Source organism: Duganella aquatilis (assembly GCF_009674565.1).
Lineage (GTDB): Bacteria > Pseudomonadota > Gammaproteobacteria > Burkholderiales > Burkholderiaceae_D > Rugamonas > Rugamonas aquatilis.
Genome location: NZ_WKJL01000014.1, coordinates 162,766 through 178,454, shown reverse-complemented (window position 1 = coordinate 178,454; position 15,689 = coordinate 162,766). Strand labels below are relative to the sequence as shown.

The following is a 15,689-nucleotide window of genomic DNA, read 5'->3' as shown; positions in this document are numbered from 1 at the left end:
CCACAAGGCCGCGCATGACGCCTCCAACGAAAGCGTGCCCGACCATCCGCCCGGCTACGTGCCGACGCCGGCGGCCGGCCCGGTGCGGCCGATCGCCACCCAGTCGCCGGCCGTCACGCCGCGCGAACTGCGGCTGCTGGGCGCGGCCGCCGGTATCGCCCTGCTCAGCGCGCTGATCGTGCTGGGCGGCCAGGCCGCCTTCCGCAAACCGGCGCCGGCGCTGACGGCGGCACAGGCGCAGGCCCTGCAAAACGCCGCCAGCATGGAACAAGCCCTGCAAAAGCTCGATCCGAAACTGCGCGCCCAACTTCCCGTGGAACTCCAGAAATAATGAAACGCCTCCTCCTACTCCTGTCCCTGGCGCTGGCCGCCTTGCCGGCCTTCGCGCAAAAGCTCGACACGCCCTCGTTCGTGATCCAGATCATCAGCAACTGCGCCGAAGGCAGCGTGACCTGCGACAACGTCAACTACATCGGCACCAGCAAGAAGACCGGCAAGAGCGTCCGGCTGCGCGGCAAGACCGTGCACAGCCTGTGCGCCGACGGCGTCACGCCCTGCCGCTTCCAGGGCTACGAATTCAAGAGCGGCAACACCCACTACTTCGTCAGCGAAGACGGCCGCCTCGAAGTCACCCTCAACAACAAGTCGCTGGTCAGCGAAAAAGGCCAGTGGGAATAAGCCAATCCGGGGTCAGTTCTGCCATTGGTACATGAGCCCGTGTGCGATTGGCAGAACTGACCCCGGTTTTGTGCTAACATGTGAACACCTATTCACACGTTAGCAATGATGAGCTGCCAACACGACTATTCCAATTGCGATCCGCAGATCGCGCAACTGGCCGATCTGTTCCACCTGCTGGGCGACCCGACGCGCTTGCGGATTGTGCTGTCCTGCATGCCGGCGCCGATTGCCGTCAGCGAAATCGCGTCTACACTGGATCTGAGCAGCTCGCTCGTGAGCCACCATTTGCGCTTGCTGCGCGCCGCCCGCATCGTCAAGTCCGAGCGCCAGGGCAAGCAGGTGTTCTATTCCGCCGCCGACGCCCATATCAGCGGCGTTCTCAACGATATGCTGGAACATATCGCCGAACCTTCCACCGGAACCGAAGCATGAGCAAGCACCACGACCACGACCATCATGATCACCATGGCCATGCGCACCACGCGCACGACCATCATGGACACGACCACAGCCATGGTCACGGCCATCACCACCATCACGGCGATCCGAACACCATGGGCCGCGCCTTCGCCATCGCGATCGTGCTCAACACGGTGTTCGTGGCGGTGGAGTTCTTCTACGGCTTCCTGGCCAACTCGACCGCGCTGATGGCCGACGCCGGCCACAACCTGTCCGACGTGCTGGGCCTGATGCTGGCCTGGGGCGCCGCCATCCTCGCCAAGCGCCTGCCGAACCGCCGCTATACCTACGGCCTGCGCAGCACCTCGATGCTGGCCGCGCTGTTCAACGCCATGCTGCTGATGGCGGCCTGCGGCGGCATCGCCTGGGAAGCCGTGCAGCAGCTGGTCCATCCCGATCCGGTGGCCGGCCTGACGGTGTCGGTGGTGGCCGGCATCGGCATCCTGATCAACGGTTTCTCGGCCTGGCTGTTCATGTCCGGCAGCAAGGACGACATCAATATCCGCGGCGCCTACCTGCACATGGCCGCCGACGCCGCCATCTCGCTGGGCGTGCTGGTGGCCGGCGTGATCGTCGGCTACACCGGCTGGAACTGGCTGGACCCGCTGGTCAGCGTGGTGATCGTGGTGTTCATCGTCATCAGCACCTGGTCGCTGCTGACGCAGTCGCTGCGCATGATGCTGGCGGCCGTGCCGGACAATGTGGACCGCGCCGGCATCGAGCAGTTCCTGCGCGCCCAGCCGGGCGTGGCCAAGATCTGCGACCTGCACATCTGGGCCATGAGCACCACCGAGAACGCGCTCACCGTGCAGCTGGTGACGCCGGCCGGCTATCCGGGCGACGGCGCCATCGACGCCATCAGCAAGCAGCTGCGCGAGGACTTCTCGATCCAGCACAGCACGCTGCAGGTGCGCCTCGGCGAGAGCGAATTGGAGTGCTGCCTGCAAGCGCCAGCACCCACTTCAGCGCCGGCGCACGCCCACGCGCACTAGTCCGCCAGATTGGCGTACAGGGCGGTACTCAGGTAGCGCTCGCCAAACGACGGAATGATCGTGACGATGATCTTGTCGGCATTTTCCGGCCGCCGCGCCACCTGCAGCGCCGCCCACAGCGCGGCGCCGGAGGAAATGCCCACCAGCAGCCCTTCCTGGCTGGCGGCCTGGCGCGCGGTCGCGAACGCATCCTCGTTCTTCACGCAGATCACCTCGTCGTAGACGCGGGTATTGAGCACGGCCGGCACGAAGCCGGCGCCGATGCCCTGCAGCGGGTGCGGCCCCTTGACGCCCTTGGACAGGATGGGCGACGCCTCCGGCTCCACCGCCACGCAGCGGAACCCGGGCTTGCGCGCCTTGATCACCTCGCCCACGCCGGTGATGGTGCCGCCGGTGCCGATGCCGGCCACCAGGATGTCCACCCGGCCGTCGGTATCGTTCCAGATTTCCTCGGCGGTGGTACGGCGGTGCACCTCGGGATTGGCGGGATTGTTGAATTGCTGCGGCATCAGGTGGCGCGGATCGGACGCGGCCAGCGCATCGGCGCGCTGGATGGCACCCAGCATGCCTTCGCTGCCGGGCGTGAGGATCAGCTCGGCGCCGTAGGCGCGCAGCAGCATGCGCCGTTCGCGGCTCATGGTGTCCGGCATCACCAGCGTGCAGCGGTAGCCGCGCGCCGCGCACACCATGGCCAGCGCGATGCCGGTGTTGCCGCTGGTCGGTTCGAGGATGATGGTGTCGGGACGGATCTGCCCGGCCGCTTCAGCCGCTTCGATCATGGACAGGCCGATGCGGTCTTTCACGCTATGGGCCGGATTGCAGTATTCAAGCTTGACCAGCAGCTGGGCGGTGCTGCCCTTGGCCATCCGGTTGATGCGTACCAGCGGGGTACGGCCGATCAGTTCGGTAACGTCGTTGGCGACTTGCATGGGAACCTCCGGCAAAGAGGGGGAGAACCGCCAGTCTACCCTCTTCGCGCGGCGGTTGCCATTTACTTCACGTTGACCAGTTCGACGTCGAAGATCAGCGCCGAATTCGGCGGGATGCCGCTGCCCGGCGTCGGCCGCGAGCCGTAGGCCAGTTCGGCCGGAATGATCAGGGTGCGCTTGCCGCCCACTTTCATGCCGATGATGCCCTGGTCCCAGCCCTTGATGACGCGGCCCGAACCCAGCACGAAGTCGAGCGGCTCGCCGCGCGGGATCGACGAATCGAACAGCTTGCCGTGCATATTCTTGGCCAGCGGACGGTACAGCCAGCCCGAGTAGTGCATGAAGACGGTGGCGCCGGTGGTGGCTTCCTTGCCGGTGCCGACCTTGGTGTCGGTGACGATCAGCTGTTCGGCCGCCGGACCCGGCGTGGCCGAGCCGACCACTACCGGCGCATCCGGCGCCGGCGCAGCAGGCGTCGCTTCAGGTTGCGGCGCCGGCGTTTGGGCGGGGGTTTGCGCCTGGGCGAAAGCGGCAGCCAACAACATTGCTACAAATACGGAACTACGCTTCATGTCGATTCTTTCAATGAGGTCGATAGACAGCTCGACATGATAGCAAACTAGACGGCGTCCGGGGCGGTTGTTGGCAAGGCGTCATCGGCCAGCCGGCGCAGCGCGTGGCCGGCGGCGACCATGCCGAAGGTGGCGGTGACCACCATCGCCGAGCCGAAGCCTGCGCAGTTGAGACCGGTAACGCCGCCGCTGCGGTCGTCGCCGTCCACCGTGCACACCTCGCCGGTTTCCGGGAACTTCAGCGGCTCCATCGAGAACACGGCGTCGATGTGGAACTTGGTTTTCTCGCCGCGCGGGAAGCCGTACTGCGCGCGCATGATCTTGCGCACTTTCTTCAGCAGCGGCTCCTGCTCGGTACGGGCCAGGTCGCGCACCGAGATCTGCGCGGCGTCGGTCTTGCCGCCGGCGCTGCCGATGGTGATCACCGGCAGGTCGTGCTGGCGCGCCCAGGCCAGCATGGCGGCCTTGGCCTTGACCGAATCGGTGGCGTCGATCAGGTAGTCGAACTTGCCGCCGCCAAGCATCTGCTGCAGATTCTCCGGCTCGACAAAGTCCTCCACCTGGTGGACCTGGCAGAAGGGATTGATCTGGGCGATGCGCTCGGCCAGCGCGGTGATCTTGGCCATGCCGACGGTGCTGCTGAGGGCCTGGATCTGGCGGTTGATATTCGACTCGGCCACGTTGTCGAGGTCGATCAAGGTCAGCTGGCCGATGGCGCTGCGCGCCAGCGCCTCGACGATCCACGAGCCGACGCCGCCGACGCCGACCACGCAGACATGCGCCGTGCGGAAACGCGCCAGCGCGTGGGCGCCATACAGGCGCGCAATGCCGCCGAAGCGGCGTTCAAAATCGACATCGTCGAAATCTGGGGGAGAAAGGCTGTTCATGCCGCCATTTTAACGGACTGCGGCAAAACCTTCGCCCACCGCCCCCGTTTCGCGGTTTACCACATGATGACGCGCTGCTCCGGCGGCAGGTACATCGGATCGCCCGGCTTGATGTCGAAGGCTTCGTAGAACTCGGGCTGGTTCATCACCGTGCCCTTGGCGCGGAACTCGCCAGGCGAATGCGGATCGCTCTTGATCTGGGCGATGGCCGCTTCCGGGCGCAGCTTGGCGCGCCATTTCTGCGCGAAGCCGATGTACAGGCGCTGGGCGCCGGTCAGGCCGTCCAGCACCGGCGACGGCTTGCCGTTCAGCGAGCGCTGGTAGGCGCGGTAGGTCAGCGACAGACCGGAGTTGTCGCCGATGTTTTCGCCCAGCGTCAGCTCACCGTTGATGTAGTAGCCCGGCACCGGGCTGTAGGCGCCGTACTGCTTGACCAGGCCGGCGGCGCGCGCCTTGAAGGCGGCGCGGTCGTCGGCGGTCCACCAGTTGCGCAGGCGGCCCTTGGCGTCGTACTGGCTGCCGGAGTCGTCGAAGGCGTGGCTGATCTCGTGGCCGAAGGTGATGCCCAGCAGGCCGTAGTTGACCGCGTCTTCGGCCTTCACGTTGAAGAACGGCGGCTGCAGGATGGCGGCCGGAATCGTGATGGCGTTCAGCAGCGGGTTGTAGCTGGCGTTGACGGTTTGCGGCGTCATCGACCATTCCTCGCGGTCGACCGGCTTGCCCAGCTTGTCGATATTGCGCTGGCGGCTCCAGATGCGCGAGGCGCGCACGTTGGCCACCAGGTCATGCGGCTGGGTTTTCAGCGCGCTGTAGTCGCGCCATTTTTCCGGGTAGGCGATGTTCGGTTTCAGCGCGGCCAGCTTGGCCTGGGCTTCCTTCTTGGTTTCCGGCCCCATCCAGTCGAGCTTGTCGATGCCGTCCTTGAACGAGGCGACGAAGTTGTTGAACATGGCCATCACGCGCGGCTTGGTTTCCGGCGGCAGGTACATCTTGACGTACAGCTTGCCGACCGCGTCGCTGACGGCGCCGTCGGTGAAGCGCAGCGCCAGCTGCCACTGCGGTTCGCTTTGCGGCACGCCGCGCAGCGTCGTGCCTTCAAAGGCGAAGCGCTCCTTGACGCTGGCGCTGTCCAGGTAGGACGCATAGCTTTCGATGATGCGCCAGTTCAGGTAGCTCTTCCATGCTTCCAGCGGCACCTCGGCCACGGCGCTGGAGAAGCCGCCGAGGAAGCTCGGCTGGCGCACCACGGCCGACGACGCTTTCGGCGCCAGGCCGGCGGCGGTGAAATAGGCCTTCCAGTCGAAGCCCGGCGCCAGTTCGCTGAACTTGTCGAAGGCGACGCGGTTGTACGACTTGACCGGGTCGCGCATCTGCACGCGGGTCCATTGCGCCTGCGCCAGGCGGGTTTCGAGGTCGAGCACCTGGGCCGCGTGGGCGGCGGCGTTCTTGTCGCCGCTCATGCGCAGCATGGTTTCGATGTGGGTCAGGTATTTGGCGCGCACGGCCTTCAGCTTGGCGTCGTCGTCCTTCAGGTAGTAGTCGCGGTCCGGCAGGCCCAGGCCGGACTGGCCGATGTTCAGCGTGTACTGTTCCGGATCCTGGGCGTCAGGCGACACGCCGGCCGAGAACGGCGTCTGGATGCCGTTGCGCTGCAGGTAGGCGAACAGCGCCGGCAGGTCTTGCTTGTCCTTGGCGGCGGCCACGCGCGCCAGGTCGGCGTGCAGCGGCTTGAAGCCGGCGGCGTTTCGCGCCTTCTCGTCCATGTAGCTGGTGTAGAGGTCGGCGATCTTGTGGGTTTCGCTGCCGGCCTTGCCCGGATTTTTCAGCGTGGCGTCAATCAACGCGCGCAGCTGGCCTTGCGCGGTTTCGCGCAGTTCGATGTAGGTGCCCCAGGTCGACTTGTCGGCCGGGATTTCGGTGTTGCGGGTCCAGATGCCGTTGACGTAACCGTAGAAATCGTCCTGCGGGCGCACCGCCGGGTCCAGGGTTTTCACATCGATGCCGGACACTGGCGCTTCCTGGGCGTACAGCGAGGGCGAGGAAAAGAAGAGCATGGCGCAGCAAGCGGCGCTGATAAGCGTACGGTTCACGAACATTCCTTTAGTTGTAGTTGGATGTGCCGGAAGATTATAACCGCCATCAAGGCCATGACAGTGCCGCATCGCAACATCGTTAAATCCGCTGTTTGGCGAAGTATTCTAGAATAGGACTGTTACCAGCCAGAGTCCACGCCATGAGCAACGCACTGTTCGACACCGCCCCCGATTTCAGCCAGCCGATCGCCGTGCTGAAGCACTGCCACGACCGCATCCGCAAGCAGCTGCAAACGCTGCAGAACCTGATCGGCCACCTGCCCCGCCACGGCGCCGATGTTGACGCACAGAAAGCCGCGCAGGCGGTGCTGAAATACTTCAACAACGCCGCCCATCTGCACCACGAAGACGAGGAGCAAAACCTGCTGCCGATGCTGCGCGCCACCGCGCGCGACGCCGACGCCAGCCTTCTGGCGGAACTGGCGCCCGGCATTTTGGCCGGTCACGAGCAAATGGATAGAGACTGGACTATAATCAAAACGCAACTTGAGCAGATCGCCAACGGCACCAGCGCCACGTTGTCGGCCAGCGATGTCGCCCACTTCTGCGACAGCTACGCGGCCCACATGGTGGTGGAGGAAACCCATATCGCGACCATGGCCAGGCGGCTGTTCAGCGCCGAACAGATGGCGCAGCTGGGCAGTGCGATGCAGGTACGGCGCGGGATCACCCCCGACCTGCCCCACAGCCAGGTGCCGGAGCAGCAGACGGCCGCGGTCAGCAACACGGTGGCCGACGGCGTGGTGCTGGCGGACCTGCGGCTCGACTACGGCCGCGCCAGCCTGACGGAGCAGGACGTACTGGACGATCCGATCGACCAGTTCGGCAAGTGGTTTGAGGAGGCCATGCATGCGAAGGTCAATGAACCGAACGCGATGAGCGTGGCCACGGTGGATGCGGACGGCAAACCCAGTTCGCGCATCGTCCTCATCAAGCAATACGATCAGCGCGGATTTACCTGGTACACCAATTACGCAAGCCAGAAAGGCCAGCAGCTGCGCGGCAATCCGCACGCCGCGCTGCTGTTCTTCTGGAGTGAACTGGAACGCCAGGTGCGCATCGAAGGTAAGGTGGTGCAGACCGCCGCCGAGGAAAGCGACAAGTATTTTTACAGCCGGCCGGTGAAGAGCCAGATCGCTGCGATCGCCTCGCAGCAGAGCGCGCCCATCGCCGACCGGGAACAGATGGAAGCCAATTACGATGCCGCCGCCGCAGTCAGCGGCGAGCATCCGTTGCGGCCTGCGCATTGGGGCGGTTACCGCCTCGATCCGGTCCGCATCGAGTTCTGGCAGGGACGCCGCTCGCGGTTCCATGACCGGATCGTATATGTGAAGCAAGCTGATGGCAGCTGGGTGAAGGAACGCCTGCAACCGTAAGCAGGAACGTCTCCGTCCGGATCTCCAGACCATCGCTGGCGATGGTCTTTTAATCCTGACGTGGGAGGTTATCTTGTTCGTACAGAATCAACTGAGCAACTGGATCTCGGGCATCCGCGAGCAGCTCACGCTGCCGCTGCGCATCGAGTTGTGGAACGGCCAGCAGGTCGACCTGTCCAACGAGGCGCCGCGCGTGACGATACGGCTGCCGAACATGGCGGCCGCGCGCTACCTGCTGACGCCCTCGCTGTCCAACCTGGGCACCGCCTACGTCGAAGGGGCGATCGAAGTCAAGGGCAAGGCCAAGGACATGATCGCGGTGGTCAACGCCCTGGCGCGCAGCTCGCTGAAGGCCGAGGGCAAGTTCGCGCGGCTGGTGCGCAACATCAGCCACAACAAGCAGAAGGACGCCGAGGCGATCCGCTACCACTACGACGTCTCCAACGAGTTCTACCAGGAATTCCTCGATCCCAATATGGTGTATTCCTGTGCCTACTTCGAGAACGGCGACGAGGACCTGGCCACGGCGCAACTCAAGAAGATCGACCACATCCTGCGCAAGATCGAGCTGCGGCCGAACCAGACGCTGCTCGACATCGGCTGCGGCTGGGGCGCGCTGGTGATCCGCGCGGCGCAGCAGTTCCAGGCGCGCTGCGTCGGCGTCACGCTGTCGGAAAACCAGTTCGCGCTGGCCAAGGAACGGGTGCGCGCCGCCGGACTGGAGCACCTGATCGAGATCCGCCTGCAGGACTACCGCGACGTGCGCGGCCAGTTCGACCGCATCACCAGCGTCGGCATGTTCGAGCACGTCGGCACGCGCCACCTGCCGGAATACTTCAACGCCATCCACCAGCTGCTGGCGCCGGACGGCATCGTGATGAACCACGGCATCACCTCGACCGATCCCGACAACGGCGAGACGCCGTACGGCGGCGGCGAGTTCATCGAAAAATACGTGTTCCCGCACGGCGAGCTGGCGCACATCGGCAATGTGCTGAAGGCCATGCAGCAGGGTTCGCTGGAAGTGACCGACGTCGAAAACCTGCGCCGCCACTACGCCCGCACCTGCGCCATCTGGACCGACAATTTCGAGGCGCAAGGCGAACGGGTGCGCGAGCTGGCCGGCGACAAGCGCTACCGCATCTGGCATGTCTACCTGGCCGGCTGCAGCTACGCCTTCGAGCAGGACTGGATCAGCCTGTACCAGATCGTCGGCCGCAAGGCGGGCCAGCGCTCGGCGGCGCTGCCGTGGTCGCGCAAGCATATGTATCCGGACGCCGAGGCGGCGCCGGCGCAGGCGTCGTATGCGCTGGACAACGAAGGCTTGCCGGCGTTCGCCGTGCTGGGCGAGGATGGCGGCGCACCGGCGCTTACCGCAGCCGCTGCGCGTACATCTTCCTGAACTTGTCGACCTTGGGCGCCACCACGAAGGCGCAGTAGCCCTGCATGGGGTGCTGGCGGAAGTAGTCCTGGTGGTAGTCCTCGGCCTTGTAGAACGGCTGGGCCGGCGACAGCTCGGTGACGATGGGTGCATCCCACACATGCGCCATTTCGCCGATCACCTGGCGCGCCGTGGCTTCCTGCTGCGGCGACTGGTGGTAGATGACCGAACGGTACTGGGTGCCGACGTCGTTGCCCTGGCGGTTGAGCGTGGTCGGATCGTGGATGGTGAAGAAAATTTCCAGCAGGTCGCGGTAGCTGATCACGGCCGGATCGAAGCGCAGCCTGACCACTTCCGCGTGGCCGGTGCCGCCGGTGCACACCTGTTCGTAGGTGGGGTCGGCGCTGGCGCCGCCCATGTAACCGGACTCGACCGACTCGACGCCCTTGAGCTCCAGGTAAACCGCCTCGGTGCACCAGAAACAGCCGCCGCCCAGTATCGCCGTGTCCAAATTGCCCGCCATGACTCCTCCCGCATAGAAGACTTGCCCATCTGCCCACTGTAACGCAAACCGGGGTAATCCGCTATGACGGTACAAATCTTTGGCATAATGGCTCACCATGAACCTCAAATCCCCACGCGCCGCAGAGCGCACGTTCGACACCGCCCATTTTCGCCAGGCGCTGGGCCAGTTTGCCACCGGCGTCACCATCATCACCACGCGGCTGGCGGACGGCACGTTTCGCGGCCTGACGGCCAGTTCCTTCAATTCGGTGTCGCTCGACCCGCCGCTGGTGCTGTGGAGCCTGTCGAACGGCGCCAACAGCATGCCCATCTTCACCGGCAACTCGCACTACGTCATCAATGTGCTGAACGCCGAGCAGGCCCACCTGGCCAAGCGCTTCGCCACCCGCGGCGTCGATCCGTGGGAAGGCGTGGAGTACGAACTGTCGCGCACCGGCCAGCCCATCATCCAGGGCGTGTCGGCCTGGTTCGAATGCCATAACCGTAGCCGCTATCCGGAAGGCGACCATGTGATTTTTGTCGGCGAAGTGGAATTCTGCGAGTTTTCCCCGTCCCCGCCGCTGATCTTCCACAGCGGCCAGTTCGCCGGCCTGGGCTAAAAACGGAAATTGGTGTCGCCATTAGAAAAGCGTGCACCGGGGCAGCGGCATAGAATGCTGGCAGCATTCATCACCATAACGAGAGACTAATTATGAGCCAAGCCCGCGCCCACTTCCACTGGGATGACCCCCTGCTGCTGGACCAGCAGCTCAGCGACGACGAGCGCATGGTGCGCGACGCCGCCGCGTCCTACTGCCAGGACAAGCTGCAGCCGCGCATCCTCGACGCCTTCCGTCATGAAACCATGGACACCTCGATCTTCCGCGAAATGGGCGAGATGGGGCTGCTCGGTCCGACCATTCCCGAACAGTACGGCGGTCCCGGCCTGAACTACGTGGCCTACGGCCTGATCGCGCGCGAAGTCGAGCGCATCGACTCCGGCTACCGCTCGATGATGAGCGTGCAGTCGTCGCTGGTGATGGTGCCGATCTTCGAGTTCGGCACCGAGGCGCAGAAGCAGAAATACCTGCCCAGGCTGGCCACCGGCGAGTGGATCGGCTGCTTCGGCCTGACCGAGCCGAACCACGGCTCCGATCCCGGCTCGATGATCACCCGCGCCAAGAAGGTGCCGGGCGGCTACGCGCTGAGCGGCGCCAAGATGTGGATCACCAATTCGCCGGTGGCCGATGTGTTCGTGGTGTGGGCCAAGGACGATGAAGGGTCGATCCGCGGCTTCGTGCTGGAAAAAGGCATGGCCGGCCTGAGCGCGCCGGCGATCCACGGCAAGTTCGGCCTGCGCGCGTCGATCACCGGCGAAATCGTCATGGACAATGTGTTTGTGCCGGAAGAGAACGCCTTCCCGGACGTGCGCGGCCTGAAGGGCCCGTTCACCTGCCTGAACTCGGCCCGCTACGGCATCGCCTGGGGCGCGCTGGGCGCGGCGGAAGCGTGCTGGCACACGGCGCGCCAGTACGTGATGGACCGCACCCAGTTTGGCCGTCCGCTGGCCGCCAACCAGCTGATCCAGAAAAAGCTGGCCGACATGCAGACCGAAATCACCATGGGCCTGCAAGGCTGTCTGCGCCTGGGGCGCATGAAGGATGAGGGCACGGCGGCGGTGGAGATCACCTCGATGATGAAGCGTAATTCGTGCGGCAAGTCGCTGGACATCGCCCGCGTGGCGCGCGATATGCTGGGCGGGAATGGTATCTCGGACGAGTTCGGCATCATCCGCCACATGGTGAATCTGGAAGTCGTGAATACCTATGAAGGCACGCACGACATCCATGCACTGATTCTTGGCCGGGCGCAGACCGGCATCCAGGCCTTCCAGTAAGCGCCAAAAAAAACCGCTGCCGAGGCAGCGGTTTTCATTTCTAGAAGCCCTTGAAGGCGTAGCCGACACTGAAGTTGACCGCCAGCGGATCCAGGCGCACCTCCTGGGTCTGGCCGGTCGAGTAGTGCGCCGTGGTTTTCAGCTTGGTCTTGATGACCGACGCATCCAGGAACCATTTCTCGTTGATCTTGAACGTGCCGCCGAGCTGGAAGCTGGCGGCCGACTTGTCGTCCAGCTTGAAGGTGGCGCCAGGGCCGCCGGTGTTCAGCACCGCCGTCAGCTGGCCCGAACCGCGTTCCTTCTGGAACATGGCGTAGGTGTAGCCCACGCCGACATACGGACGGAAGGTCGAGTTCGCATTCAGGAAGCGGTACTGCACAAAAAAGGTCGGCGGCAGCACTTCGGCCGTCGCCAGCTTGCCCGTGCCCTGGATCGAACCAGCGCCGGACAGCTCATGCTTGTACGGCAGGCCCAGGTCCAGCTCGGCCGAGATGTTATCGGTCAGCATGTAGCCGATGGTAAAGCGCGGCTTGGTGTCCGAACCGACGTCGGTCTTGGTGCCCGGCAGCGCCGGCGCCGACACGTCGCCCGAATCCACTTTCGGCGTGATCTTGTTCACGCCCAGGGTGCCCAGCCAGGTGCCGGTGCTTTGTTGTGCCGAGGCAGCCGAAGCTACCGTCATTGCGGCGGCCAGCGCCAGCAGTTTTACCGTGTTCTTCATATCGTCTCCAGATATTTGTGTGTAAGTCCGGCGGCGGCGCGGCCTCACGCCGCGCCGCCGCCCGCGACGACTGAATTACAGCCAACCCTTGGTCACCAGCGCCTTGGACACATAACGCGCCAGCAGCAGGTTGTTGTACGGGCTTGGATGCACGTCATCCGCGAAGGACCAGTGGCTGACATCGCCCGATTTCAGGTTGCTGCCGTTGCACACCAGCGAGCTGCCCAGCGGGTTCTTGGCGGTGGTCAGGTCGCACGCGGTTTCGGAAACGTTGGTCAGGCCGTATGGGCCGGGATTGGTCGCCTGGTCGTGGCTGACGGCAAACACGTCCACCAGCAGCACTTTCGTTTCGCTGGACAGGCCGCTGGTCAGCGAAGCGTTGTAGGCGCTCACCATGGCGTTGATCAGCGTCTGGGTGGCGGCAGGCTGGCTGCGGCCCAGCGGCGTGGTGGCGACATCCGGCAAGTTGTTGACCACCACATAGTTGGCGCCGTTGGCGACCAGCTGGGTTTTCACCAGCGCCACCAGCTCGGTGCCGGCTTGCGCCATGGCGGCAACCAGGTCAGGGCCGTGGGCGGTGGCGTAGTCGGCGCCGGCTTTCTGGCCGGCAGCGGTGGCGTCGGCGGTCGCCTTGGTCACCATCGGGCCATAGACGGCTGGCGAAGCGACTGCCGAGTTACCTGGCTGAACGGCGGCGGCGCCGATGGCGGCCTGGGTGATGACCGTTTGCGAGGCGCCGCTTGCCGCAGCGGTCTGGGCAGCGGTGCCGATGGCGACCGCGGCCGACTTCGGATCGGTGGCGCCGGCAGCCAGCTGGCCCACCAGGCTGGTGACGTAGGCGGTGCCGCCGGCGGCGGTGCCGGCAGCGGTGGCGGCGGTGCTCAGCGCGGTCAGCTGGTAGAAGGCGTCGTTACCGCCAGCCATGACCAGCACCAGCTCGTCGCCCTTGAATTTACCGCCGACCGCTTTCAGGTGATTGGCGATCTGGGTGACGACCGGATAGGTCAGCGCGCCCAGCGCGCTGCCGGTCAGTTTATTGCTCGGGCCAACAGGATTGGTCACGCGCGAACCGCCCATGGCGTAGCCGTAGCAGCCGGCGTGCGGCGTGGCCGGCACGGAGAAACCTTTGGTGGCGTCGCCATCGAGGCCGGTGACGGCGGCGCACGGCGCGGCCACGCCGATCTGGGCGGCCATCAGCTCAGTCCAGTTCTTGCCGGTGAGGGTGGCGTTGATCGCGGTATTGTCACCGTTGATGGTGAATTTGCCGCCCTTCAGCGCGGCAACGGTGCCGACATTGTAAGAGCCGACGTCGGACAGGCTGTCGCCGAACGATACCTGTGCGCTGTATTTGACTTTAACGGTTTGATCGCCGGGCGCCGGATCGGTGCCGCCGCAACCCGCAAGGACGGCCAGGGCCATTGCAGCAAGTGCAAGTTTGGTGTGACGCATGTTGTCTCCTAAAAATATTTTTTGGTTTTCTGATACGAACGGCCGTGCTATTCGCAACCCAACTAATATGCCAGTCCCGGCAACTCTTGTATAGAGGAACACCACTAAAAACCGGGGTTTGTGAGCAAAAAAGAACGCTTGCTCGGTGCATCTTAATCGATGTCAAATAACAATTCACTGCGATGGTGCAGAATCGAGGAAGGCGCGCGCCTCGCGCAGGCAAAACGGCGCCACCAGCCCGGCGTGATAGGCATCCTTGACGGCCTGGTCGGCGGCGGTGGCGCTGCCGGTCTGGTTCAGCGTCGTGCGGCGCAACAATTCCTTGGCGGCGGCGAACTCGGCCCGCGTGGTCAGGAAGGGGCCGGTCAACGACGAATCATCCACGTTCAGCACCGTCACTTGCAGCCCGGTCGCGCCCTGTGCGCGGAAGTAGGCGGCGGTGCTGGTGGTGTTGACGTACGGGACCAGCGGATCTTCGTCGCCGCCGCACAGGAACAGCGGCACGTTCGGCGTGTAGGTGCGCAGGTCGTTCTTCAGCAGCCACTTGCGCAGCGACTGCGCCGGCGCGCAACTGAGCGGCGTGGCGTTGCTGCCGTTGCAAGGATTGGCCTTGAGGTCGGCCAGGTAGGCGTCGCGGTAGCTGGTCTTGATCAGGTGGTCGGCGCCGAAGAAGCTGGCGTAGCCGGCCGCCTGCGGCAGCGAGTCGGCGGCGAACAGCACGTCGTTCGGCAGCTTGCCGGCCGCCACCAGTTCGCCCAGGCTTTGCGTGCCCGGCAGCAGCGTGTCGATGCCGGTGGCGTACCTGGCTTCGTAGATGTCGCTGGTGCTGGTGTACAGGCTGGCGCCGGCGCGCTGGCCGGCGGTGATCAGCATCGGCATGAAGCCGGCCGCGCCGGTGGACGGCGCGCCGTTGAAGATGGTGTCGCCGAACAGCGTCAGCGCATACGGGCCGGACAGGGGCGCCGCCGCCGTCACCTTGAATTCCGACGCGTACTGGGTCTGCATCGCGCGCTGCGTGGCCAGCGCCACAAAGCCGCCCTGCGAGTAGCCGGTGACCATCAGCCGGGCGGAGGCGCCGGCGCCGATGCTGCCGAAGATGCTGCGCGCGGCGCGCAACGCATCGATCATGTCGGATGATTGCTGCTGTGCGTCAAGATAAGGGTGGTAACCGGCCGTGGAACCGGCGTAGCCGACGTAATTCGGCGCCACCACGATGTAGCCCTGCGCCGCGAACATGGCGGCGATCAGGCGCGGTTCGGTGGCCGACAGGTTGGCCATGTCGGTACTTTTCTGCACCGAGGTACCGTGGGCATATAACAACACCGGACGGCCGCCCTGGCACACCGCGTTGCTTCCCGACGGCACGATGATGGCGGTATTGGCGCTGGTGTCGGCGCCGGCCGAGTCGATGGTGTGGTATTTCAGCGTGTAGGTGGTGATGGCGCAGGTCGGCGTGCCGGTGACGGCGCTGCCGACGGTGGTGCTGGCGTCGACCAGCGTTTTCAGCGTGGCCGGATCGAGCGTGTTGACGGTGGCGCTGCTGCTGACGGCGACCGGCACCAGGGTGGCGCCGCCGATGGCCTGGCCGCGCAACTGCACCGTGGGCGTGGTCGGGGCCACCACCGTGCCGCCCGGCCCGGAGCTGCTGCCTCCGCCGCAGGAGGCCAGCATCAACATCAATGGCATCAGAACCAGGCGAGCACCGCGCATATGACATCCTTGCAAGATGGCCGGGCGAGTTCTTCGGC

15 protein-coding genes and 1 pseudogene are annotated in these 15,689 nt (G+C 65.0%); 8 read left to right on the top strand and 8 right to left on the bottom strand.

What is annotated here, in order from left to right:
- The 4 genes and pseudogenes from GJ698_RS30525 to GJ698_RS19120 all read left to right on the top strand — a co-directional run.
- Nucleotides 1–331: pseudogene (locus GJ698_RS30525) on the top strand (hypothetical protein); the annotation flags it as partial.
- Entirely contained in the window at nt 331–678 is a 348-nt protein-coding gene (locus GJ698_RS19130) for a hypothetical protein (RefSeq protein WP_154359446.1), read from the top strand. The pseudogene GJ698_RS30525 and the gene GJ698_RS19130, both read left to right, overlap by 1 nt.
- A gap of 108 nt (nt 679–786) precedes the next feature.
- Nucleotides 787–1,113 carry an ArsR/SmtB family transcription factor gene (locus tag GJ698_RS19125; RefSeq protein ID WP_154359462.1) on the top strand — a complete coding sequence of 109 codons (327 nt, stop codon included), beginning with the start codon at nt 787–789 and terminating at the stop codon, nt 1,111–1,113.
- Nucleotides 1,110–2,132, top strand: coding sequence for a cation diffusion facilitator family transporter (locus tag GJ698_RS19120; protein WP_154359445.1), 1,023 nt, complete (start codon nt 1,110–1,112; stop codon nt 2,130–2,132). Before GJ698_RS19125 ends, GJ698_RS19120 begins: the two co-directional genes overlap by 4 nt.
- Here GJ698_RS19120 and cysK read toward each other — a convergent pair.
- The 4 genes from cysK to GJ698_RS19100 all read right to left on the bottom strand — a co-directional run bounded on the left by cysK (nt 2,129) and on the right by GJ698_RS19100 (nt 6,610).
- Nucleotides 2,129–3,061 carry a cysteine synthase A gene (gene cysK, locus GJ698_RS19115; RefSeq protein WP_154359444.1) on the bottom strand — a complete coding sequence of 311 codons (933 nt, stop codon included), beginning with the start codon at nt 3,059–3,061 and terminating at the stop codon, nt 2,129–2,131. The two genes, GJ698_RS19120 and cysK, sit on opposite strands and share 4 nt — an antisense overlap.
- 62 nt (nt 3,062–3,123) lie before the next feature.
- Nucleotides 3,124–3,633 carry an FKBP-type peptidyl-prolyl cis-trans isomerase gene (locus tag GJ698_RS19110; protein WP_229260069.1) on the bottom strand — a complete coding sequence of 170 codons (510 nt, stop codon included), beginning with the start codon at nt 3,631–3,633 and terminating at the stop codon, nt 3,124–3,126.
- Between the two features lie 47 nt (nt 3,634–3,680).
- Nucleotides 3,681–4,520 (bottom strand): tRNA threonylcarbamoyladenosine dehydratase, encoded by an 840-nt coding sequence (locus GJ698_RS19105; protein WP_154359443.1) that lies wholly within the window; start codon nt 4,518–4,520, stop codon nt 3,681–3,683.
- A 56-nt stretch (nt 4,521–4,576) separates the two neighbouring features.
- Nucleotides 4,577–6,610 (bottom strand): M13 family metallopeptidase, encoded by a 2,034-nt coding sequence (locus GJ698_RS19100; RefSeq protein ID WP_371865381.1) that lies wholly within the window; start codon nt 6,608–6,610, stop codon nt 4,577–4,579.
- A gap of 143 nt (nt 6,611–6,753) precedes the next feature.
- Here GJ698_RS19100 and pdxH point away from each other — a divergent pair, with 143 nt between their 5' ends.
- Both pdxH and GJ698_RS19090 read left to right on the top strand, forming a co-directional pair.
- Nucleotides 6,754–7,989 carry a pyridoxamine 5'-phosphate oxidase gene (gene pdxH, locus GJ698_RS19095; RefSeq protein ID WP_154359441.1) on the top strand — a complete coding sequence of 412 codons (1,236 nt, stop codon included), beginning with the start codon at nt 6,754–6,756 and terminating at the stop codon, nt 7,987–7,989.
- 73 nt (nt 7,990–8,062) lie between these two features.
- Nucleotides 8,063–9,391 (top strand): class I SAM-dependent methyltransferase, encoded by a 1,329-nt coding sequence (locus GJ698_RS19090; RefSeq protein WP_154359440.1) that lies wholly within the window; start codon nt 8,063–8,065, stop codon nt 9,389–9,391.
- Here the strand turns inward: GJ698_RS19090 and msrA are convergent.
- Entirely contained in the window at nt 9,360–9,893 is a 534-nt protein-coding gene (gene msrA, locus GJ698_RS19085) for a peptide-methionine (S)-S-oxide reductase MsrA (protein WP_154359439.1), read from the bottom strand. The two genes, GJ698_RS19090 and msrA, sit on opposite strands and share 32 nt — an antisense overlap.
- Before the next feature lie 97 nt (nt 9,894–9,990).
- Between msrA and GJ698_RS19080 the strand changes: the two genes are divergently transcribed.
- The gene (locus GJ698_RS19080; RefSeq protein ID WP_154359438.1) at nt 9,991–10,494 is read left to right on the top strand and encodes a flavin reductase family protein; all 504 of its coding nucleotides are present in this window, start codon (nt 9,991–9,993) and stop codon (nt 10,492–10,494) included.
- 92 nt (nt 10,495–10,586) lie between these two features.
- Nucleotides 10,587–11,771 (top strand): acyl-CoA dehydrogenase, encoded by a 1,185-nt coding sequence (locus GJ698_RS19075; RefSeq protein ID WP_154359437.1) that lies wholly within the window; start codon nt 10,587–10,589, stop codon nt 11,769–11,771.
- A gap of 40 nt (nt 11,772–11,811) precedes the next feature.
- On the opposite strand, the gene GJ698_RS19070 is transcribed toward GJ698_RS19075, so the two are convergent.
- From GJ698_RS19070 to GJ698_RS19060, 3 genes are all read right to left on the bottom strand, one after another.
- Nucleotides 11,812–12,492 (bottom strand): OmpW/AlkL family protein, encoded by a 681-nt coding sequence (locus tag GJ698_RS19070; RefSeq protein ID WP_154359436.1) that lies wholly within the window; start codon nt 12,490–12,492, stop codon nt 11,812–11,814.
- Nucleotides 12,493–12,567: 75 nt separating this feature from the next.
- Complete coding sequence (locus GJ698_RS19065) at nt 12,568–13,941, bottom strand: SGNH/GDSL hydrolase family protein (protein ID WP_154359435.1); 1,374 nt, start codon at nt 13,939–13,941, stop codon at nt 12,568–12,570.
- A gap of 174 nt (nt 13,942–14,115) precedes the next feature.
- Nucleotides 14,116–15,651 carry an alpha/beta hydrolase family protein gene (locus GJ698_RS19060; RefSeq protein WP_154359434.1) on the bottom strand — a complete coding sequence of 512 codons (1,536 nt, stop codon included), beginning with the start codon at nt 15,649–15,651 and terminating at the stop codon, nt 14,116–14,118.
- Nucleotides 15,652–15,689: the final 38 nt, after the last annotated feature.

What these genes read in the sequence shown, in the direction of transcription:
- GJ698_RS19065 (WP_154359435.1), bottom strand. Translation starts at nt 13,941, where the DNA reads ATGCGTCACACCAAACTTGCACTTGCTGCAATGGCCCTGGCCGTCCTT.
- GJ698_RS19120 (WP_154359445.1), top strand. Translation starts at nt 1,110, where the DNA reads ATGAGCAAGCACCACGACCACGACCATCATGATCACCATGGCCATGCG.
- GJ698_RS19060 (WP_154359434.1), bottom strand. Translation starts at nt 15,651, where the DNA reads ATGCGCGGTGCTCGCCTGGTTCTGATGCCATTGATGTTGATGCTGGCC.
- cysK (WP_154359444.1), bottom strand. Translation starts at nt 3,061, where the DNA reads ATGCAAGTCGCCAACGACGTTACCGAACTGATCGGCCGTACCCCGCTG.
- GJ698_RS19110 (WP_229260069.1), bottom strand. Translation starts at nt 3,633, where the DNA reads ATGAAGCGTAGTTCCGTATTTGTAGCAATGTTGTTGGCTGCCGCTTTC.
- GJ698_RS19105 (WP_154359443.1), bottom strand. Translation starts at nt 4,520, where the DNA reads ATGAACAGCCTTTCTCCCCCAGATTTCGACGATGTCGATTTTGAACGC.
- GJ698_RS19075 (WP_154359437.1), top strand. Translation starts at nt 10,587, where the DNA reads ATGAGCCAAGCCCGCGCCCACTTCCACTGGGATGACCCCCTGCTGCTG.
- GJ698_RS19130 (WP_154359446.1), top strand. Translation starts at nt 331, where the DNA reads ATGAAACGCCTCCTCCTACTCCTGTCCCTGGCGCTGGCCGCCTTGCCG.
- msrA (WP_154359439.1), bottom strand. Translation starts at nt 9,893, where the DNA reads ATGGCGGGCAATTTGGACACGGCGATACTGGGCGGCGGCTGTTTCTGG.
- GJ698_RS19080 (WP_154359438.1), top strand. Translation starts at nt 9,991, where the DNA reads ATGAACCTCAAATCCCCACGCGCCGCAGAGCGCACGTTCGACACCGCC.
- GJ698_RS19070 (WP_154359436.1), bottom strand. Translation starts at nt 12,492, where the DNA reads ATGAAGAACACGGTAAAACTGCTGGCGCTGGCCGCCGCAATGACGGTA.
- pdxH (WP_154359441.1), top strand. Translation starts at nt 6,754, where the DNA reads ATGAGCAACGCACTGTTCGACACCGCCCCCGATTTCAGCCAGCCGATC.
- GJ698_RS19125 (WP_154359462.1), top strand. Translation starts at nt 787, where the DNA reads ATGAGCTGCCAACACGACTATTCCAATTGCGATCCGCAGATCGCGCAA.